The 7,850-nt window shown below is 31.9% G+C and carries 2 protein-coding genes; both read right to left on the bottom strand.

Going from position 1 to position 7,850, the window contains the following annotated elements:
- Window positions 1–494: transglutaminase-like cysteine peptidase (locus ACERKK_RS04485; RefSeq protein WP_373771882.1), on the bottom strand; the 494-nt coding region annotated here is incomplete at its 3' end.
- A 61-nt stretch (window positions 495–555) separates the two neighbouring features.
- A partial coding sequence (locus ACERKK_RS04480; protein WP_373771881.1) for a cadherin-like domain-containing protein occupies window positions 556–7,850 on the bottom strand: 7,295 nt, incomplete at its 5' end.

Genomic DNA, 7,850 nt, shown 5'->3' with positions numbered 1-7,850 from the left:
AAGTCAGTTCTTTTTGAAGCAGGATAGATTATTCGTCTAATATTATCTAAAATTAGAGGTTCTGAATTTGGAGTTTCATAGTAAGATAATACCATATGTGCTTCACTAGATCTTTGTAATCTTACATAACTTAGAAACATCTTTGAAGTTGGAATTCCCAAATGTTTTAAAGCAAAATATTTAGCAATTACATAATCCTCACAATCACCTTTATCTCGTGATAGAAACTCAATAGGACTTGCCCAATAGTCACTAACACCATAAATTGATTTATCACTTTTATATCTAACTGAATTAAAGAAATCATTAATTTTTTCAAGTTTTTTCTTTGTATTACTTTTCTGTAATTTTTTTAATAATTTATTTAATGCAATAAATCTATTTTTTGCAAATCGATTGTATTTCTTTTCTACTTTTTGTATAAGATTTGAACTTGAAAAGTTAGATGAGTAACTTGTAAAGATAAGAAATAAGATAATTAGTAAAGCTTTCATAATGAAATTGTATCAAAATAACGAAAGAGATAAATAAATTTATCTCTTTTCTTTTTTATTATTAGTTAGTTATACCATCTGAGACTACTTGTTCAACTTTAACTTGAACAGAGTTATCATCAGTATTAGTATATACATCAAATGTTTTACCATCTTCTGTAACTGTAGAAGTTGTTGACCAAGTGTCATCACCTGTTCCATTTTTAAATGAAACAGAATCATCACTATCACCAGTAATTTTAAGTACATTATCTCCATCTGTCATATCTATAACATCTTGTAAAGATAAATTTAAAAGTGAATTAGCTCCAGTTTGGCTTAAATCTATTTCTTCAATATTTGAAAGATTTTGTACATTATTAAAGTTTAAGCTTATTCCTTCGTCTAATATAAGAGTATCAAAGCCTATACCACCATCAATAGTGTCATTACCATCAGTTGCAATAATATCATTACCTTCACCACCATCTATAGTGTCATTCCCCGCACCTGCATCGATAACGTCACGTGCTGCACCTGAATCAATATAATCGTCTCCACTACCACTTGTGATAGTATCTTGGTAAGCACCATCTGTTGCAATAATATCCATATTAGTAGTTTCACTACTTAAATCAATATCATGTGATGGAGTTATTCTTAAGTCAAATGAATCTTCTGTAATCCTAGTATCTGTACCATCAATAGTTTGTATGCTAACATCAATTGTACCTGTATAATCATGATATAATATTTCAAGATCTGCTAACTCTGCAGTTGAAATTCCTGTTATAGTCCAAACTCCAGCAGCAAATGTTGCTTGAGTATTACTTAAAACTGTTCCATCACTCAATCTAAATCTAGCAGCATCATCAAGAGCATCACTACTTGCATCCGCAGTTAATGTTATTGTAGCAGTTTCACTACCATCTGTATCAACTACATTTGCATTTAAATTTACAGAACTCCATTCATATGCATCACCTATAACATCTGTTGCATTAATAGTGATATCACTTGCAACTGCAGCTACAGTTAAGTCAAAAGTATTCTCGATTATTTCTTCTTCTGCACCATCTGTAACAGTTGTTTTAAGATTGATATCCGATAAAGTTCCAGACCAGTTTTCTGGTGCTTTTACATAGATATTTGGTAATGTTCCAGTACTAGTCACAGGAATACTCCATGTATTATTATCTACAGTTTCAGCATCTAAAGTTGTATCTGTACCATTAGCACCTGCATTTGTTGCCATTGTCATAGTAGTACCACCATCTGTACTATAATAAACAGTAAATCCTACTGGTAAATCATCAATTAGAATACTAACAACTTCTTCTGAATCGTCTGTATCAATAAGTGTAGCCGTAGATAAACTTTCAGTACCTATTTTTAATTCAAGGTACTCATCTCCGCTTTCAGCTCCAGCTACTGTAGTATATTCTGTTCCATTTGCAGCTAAATCTGTTAAATCTAAACCATCAACTACTGGGTTAATATCAATTGTTAAACTTCCTATTGCAGTTTCTGTATTAGTTGCACCCGTTTCTTGTGTAGTTGCACTATATGCAAAGATAGCTTCTCCACTTTCATTTACATTTGGAGTAAAAGTAATACCTGTTAATAAATTAGCAGGAATTTCAATAGGTGTTCCCCCTGTAACTGGTATTATTGAGCCATCACTTAATGTTAATGTTCCACCACTAATTTCACCTGTCTCATCTAGTGTCATAGTCACATTATCAACTACACTGTAATCAGGATCATCAACAGTACCAATTACTATATCAAATGTCTCAACTGTGTTGTCTTCATCAATATCACTAAGTGTTATACTTAATGTCGGAGCATCAGTTACAGGAGTAACATCTGCATCTATATATGCTCCAGTAGATTCTGCAGGTGTTATACTTGAATTATCGGGAACATATGCTGTCATATTTATATTTCCAATTTCTACGGCAGCTCCAGCATCATTGTTTTCATTGAAATTTTCTGTTGGCGTAAATACAACACTTTCTAATGCAGTTTCAATATCTGATTGAGATGCAATATTTAACACATAATTCGTATCACCATTTTCATCAACATAAGAGTATAAATTGTCTCCTGTTACAGTTACATTTTCTAAAGATTTAAAAGTAATTGAATAAGCTTCGTCAGTTCTGTTATCATCAGGATTAATAGTGATAATATCGTTTAGAGTAAATGTAGTATCTTCTACTACATCAAACTCTTTTATTTCCATAGATGCAATTACAGTTTCAATTTCCCCTGTGCCTGTACCAGTTCCACCAATAGCATCAATAAATACAATTTCTGTACTAGCTTGAGTAATAGCTGTTTCCGCACCATCTTGATTGAAAGCTGTTATAGTGATATTATATTCTTCATTATCAACATCACTTACTAATTCATCTACTTTAAATTCTAGTTGTTTTGTAATTGTTTCAGCATCTAAAGAATCAGATACAGGGACAAACCAAACATTTGCACCAGCAACAACACCGTAAGTTCCACCATCTACGCTGATACCATCTGGTACACCATCTATTTGAAGGTAAGAGATTGTTTCTGAACCGTCCGTATCTTTTGAAATATCATTAGAGCCATCAGGATTTGTACCATCTGAAGCTAAAGCAGTAATATCTACATCTACTGTAAATATTCCTTTAGTACTTATAGTTACTACTTCTTTACCATCTGTTCCCTCATCTGTTGTAATTGTTGCATTTCCAGCTGTTATCTTATCAGTTCCAGTTACATCAATAGAAATGTCATCAGTTACTGAAGATAAGTTTATAGTATATGTATCACTTGATGTAGACGTATTTGTTATAATCTCACCACTTGTTAAAGTTCCATCAGTAGTATCTAAAATAGTATAGTCAAAATCAAATGTATTATTTGATGATGTTCCTAAATCTGAATTAAATTGTGCATAAACATTTTCCCAATCACCATCTGTATAAGTAGTATCAGATGTAATTTCAGAGAAAGTACCATCACTATTTTTGTAATAAAGAGTAAAATCATCTCCAATACTTGAAGCATCAATAGTAATACTTTGTAGACTTTCACTACCATCAGTAGTAGTTGCAATAGCAAAATTAATAGCTGTTAATGCATCTTCATTTATATTCATGCTATTTGTAATAGTCGTATCAGCTGCATCTGGTGTAACTAATATTTTAATAGGTGTTAACGTTCCATCTACTGCACTATCTCCTGCATTTTCAGTTGTAACATATCCAATATTTAAATCAACTTCACCACTATAATTATCAGGTGTACTAACTGTTACACTATTTAAACCATCTTCTGAAACAACCCATACTCTATTTTCACCTTCTCCACTTAAATAAGTAGCACCTTCAATATCGAAACCTTCAGCAAGTCCAGTAATAATTAAACTTAAACTTTCTGAACCATCAGTATCTTCTAATGTTATACTTTTAAAAATACCATCTAAAGATGCAGGTGTATCTTCAGTAGTAACTACTTGATAAGCTCCATTAACATCATCTGCACCAGATGAATCAACTTTATTTAATACTATTGTATCCACACTATCTGCACTATCATTTACTATTACACTTAATTTTAATACTACAGGAGGATTACTTATCTCAAGACCATCTTGTGCAACAGCTGATACTGTTAAGTCAAAATCTACATCACTATTTTCAGGTGGTGTAATTGTAAGAGGAGCATCATTGTCAAAATCTACTATAGATACTGAACCACTTGATATAACTAATACCTCTCCATTATATGTTATTACTGAACCATCTGGTATATCAGAAATTGTTACATTGTATGTTTCTTTTGCATTTGTGCCAATATCTTTATTATCATTAGATATTGCATTTATATTAAGTGAGATAGTGTTATCTTCATTTACCACTGCTTGTGCTACATTTAATGTTACATCATCTGCAACAGGGTTTACAGTCATTTCAAAATTAACTGAAGCACTTTTAGTTTCAATTGTTCCAGTTGAATCAGCATCCGTATCTGTTACATTTAAAGTAATTGTTCCACTAATCTCTCCACTATATTGTTCTGATACAGTAATAGTAAATTCTGGATCTTCAACTGTATTATCAGGGAAATCAATAGTAACTGTCCCATCACTTCCAGCAATTTCACTTGTTTCTCCAAGAGTTACGATAGTTCCTTCCGGGATACCACTTATAGTGTAACTTCTTTCTTCAGAACCATCTAAATCTCCATCGCTATCAGTTTCTAAACCACTTGTTTTTGTAAGAAGTGAAGTTAAATTGATAGTTTCACCACCTTCATCTACTTCAGTAAATGTAAATGTACTACCATCATTAGTTCCTAAAGTTCCTGTTGTATCATTCCATGCTAAAGAGATATCATCTGTTACAGCTAAGATATCTACAGTCATATTTTCACTTGTAGTTTCAGTTAAATCAGCAGTTGTTCCTAAAGGTTCTCCCGCATCATTAACTTCATAAGATGTTGTAGAGATATTGATATCTATATTTGTAGCATTATCTTCTGTATGGATTATTTCTAACGATGCATATTCTGTTGCAGTTAAAGCAATAACATCGTCTCCCGTTATATCTAATCCAGAATAATGATAATTTGTATCTAAAGTACCATCATCATTAACAATTACAATTTTATAAGATGTATTCGTACTATCTATATCATAAGTTTCACTTCCATTAACTAAAGTAGCACCTGTAACAGCACTAGCATTAGTAAAACCTAATGTTATATAGCCTAGTTTTTCAGAATTATCTCCAGTTGCTGTAGTATTTTCATCAGTTTGGTCTTTACTTAAACTTGGTAATGTCAATTCAAGAGATAAGGCATTAGTTCCCTCTTGTGTATTAATATTATCTTCAGTTGTTGCAACATCACTTGTTACTATAGTAGGTGCATCTGCAATTGGATTAACAGTAATACTTACTGTTGCTTCTGCTTCATCTCCATCAACATCTGTTACTTTGTATGTAAAAGTTGGATTAGCATTATAGTTACTATAATCTTCTACTGGTGTAAAAGTAACTGTACCATCACCATTATTTGTAAGAGTACCTATTACATCTAAACCATTAGCATCATATATATCCGTTTTATTTGCATCTCCCACAGCTACTGTTACTTCAATACCATTAGTTGGAGTAATTTTTAGTTCATATAATGACTCTTGACTTATACGAATAGTTTTAGATGTATCTTCGTTTGTAATGATTTCTGTATCATCAGCATTTGGTGTAGAATCTTCTATAGTAACTTCAAAAGTACCACTTGCATCATCATCTCCATCTACAATTGCATTATCATCAGTATCAACTGTATACACACTAAATGGCAATGACAATTCTGTGTCATTTGTTGGTTGAGTATGGTCAATTGGTAAAGAAAGAGTAAAGTCATATTTCGCATCTGTTGAATTAGCATCAGTAATAACTATTTTTAAAACTTCTTCTCCACTTGTCTCTTTTGTAGCCGTTATAGTGTGTTTATCTGCTGATAATACATAAACTAAAGCTTCTCCATCAGATGTAATACCAAGGTCAGTTAAAGTTGTAATATTTTCATCAGCAAATTTTGTATCTGCAATTTCATCACTACCCTTTGCTACATTTAAAAGATTATTTTCACTTGTAAAAGGAGTAAGAGTTGGTTCACTTCCTAGAGTTACTTCAGTAATAGTTAAATTAGCTGGGTCAATAGTAGGATTAGCTCCATCAGTTACATCTATAAGTTGTACTGCACTTGATGTATCACCATCAAAATCAGTTATAGTATAAGTAAATTTATCTGTAACAGCATCTGTACCATTTGGATTTTTTACACTTCCATCAGAAGTATAGTCCCATGTACCATCACTGTTTACTGTAAGTAAACCGTATTTAGTATCTACTTGTGTTCCTAGTGTTCCTGCAACTACTTCGTCACTCTCATTAGTATATGTAAATCCTGTAATACTAGTAACTCCATCAGCACCTTTTACATCGTTATCTAATAAATTAACTGTATTTGCGAGAACAACACCACCTTCAACAACAGAAAGTTTAGCTTCTGAATTTGCAATTGGTTGATCATCTATAATTGTAACATTAAATACACTTCCAGCAACACTAGAATCAGTATCTGAAATATTAAAACTAAATGGTAATTCTATAGAATTATCTCCATTAGCATCTGGATGATCAATCGTACCTAGTAGTTCAAATTTATATTTTTGTGTTGCACCACTTATATCATCTGTATTTTGTAAATCAATTGTAAATACATCATCAATTCCATTATTTGCAGTAATAGTATGACCATCACTACTTAATACATAAGTAATAGTTTCACCACTTGATGTCAAGTTAAGAGCTTCAAGTCCTGTAATAGTTGTTGCATCAAAAGTAATATCATCAATATCATCTTGACTCTTAGTAATAGTTAAAGTTTGTTCTGCAATAAGACTCTCTTTGTCTAAATCACTACCATTAACTAAATCATTTTCATTTAAAACGCTATTTGATACAGTTGCAGAGGGATTAGTATCAGTCACAGTTACTGTGAAGTTTGCAGTATCTGTATTCGTACCATCAGAAACTGTATATGTGATTATATCTTCAACTCCAGATAGGTTATCTTCAGTAGTATCTGGAGTAAAACTCCAATTTCCATCTTCATTGATAGTAACATTACCATATTGAGTATCTACTGTTGCAATCCCAGCAACTAAATCAACTGACTGAGTATTCCCAAACTCATCTTTGTAATCAAAACTTACTATTTTGCCATCGATACCTGTTTCATCATTTTCTAACAGGTTTAATGATTCTGTATCACTTGAAATTAAAGCAGCACCTTCAACTACAGTTTCTACTTCATCTCTTAAGTTAACTTCTTCATTTATAGTACCAGTTGCACCATTTACTGTAGTCTTTGCTCCATTTGCAATATCTGCGATAGCTAAGTTTTCAAAATAATCACTATCTCCTACAATACTATCAATTTTAACATCATAACTTTCAACACCCTCATTTAATGAGTCATCTGTAATAATGTTAGAAAAATCAAAGCTACTGCTTGTCCCATCTCCAGTAATTGTCACATATTCTAATCTATCTGGATTAAAATCAGAATTTAATGCTGTATCAGTATCCGAATAAGCTAGTTTAACAGTAATAGTTTCACCATCAGCAAGAATAGTAGGATTATCATCTTTATCTACAAGTGAAAGAGTATGTGTTAATAATGCACCTTCAGCTTCATAAGCACTTGCATTTGTAGCTAATTGTACATATACAGTATCAATTGTATCTTCTACTGTTACTGTTGCTGTATCTGTTGTAGTTAATAACTCGAAGTTATCATCTTCTGTTGTATCAT

The sequence above is a fragment of the Poseidonibacter sp. genome (assembly GCF_041821165.1).
Classification (GTDB): domain Bacteria; phylum Campylobacterota; class Campylobacteria; order Campylobacterales; family Arcobacteraceae; genus Poseidonibacter.
The sequence above is the reverse complement of the archived record's forward strand: the minus strand, read 5'-3'. Positions and strand labels throughout refer to the sequence as shown.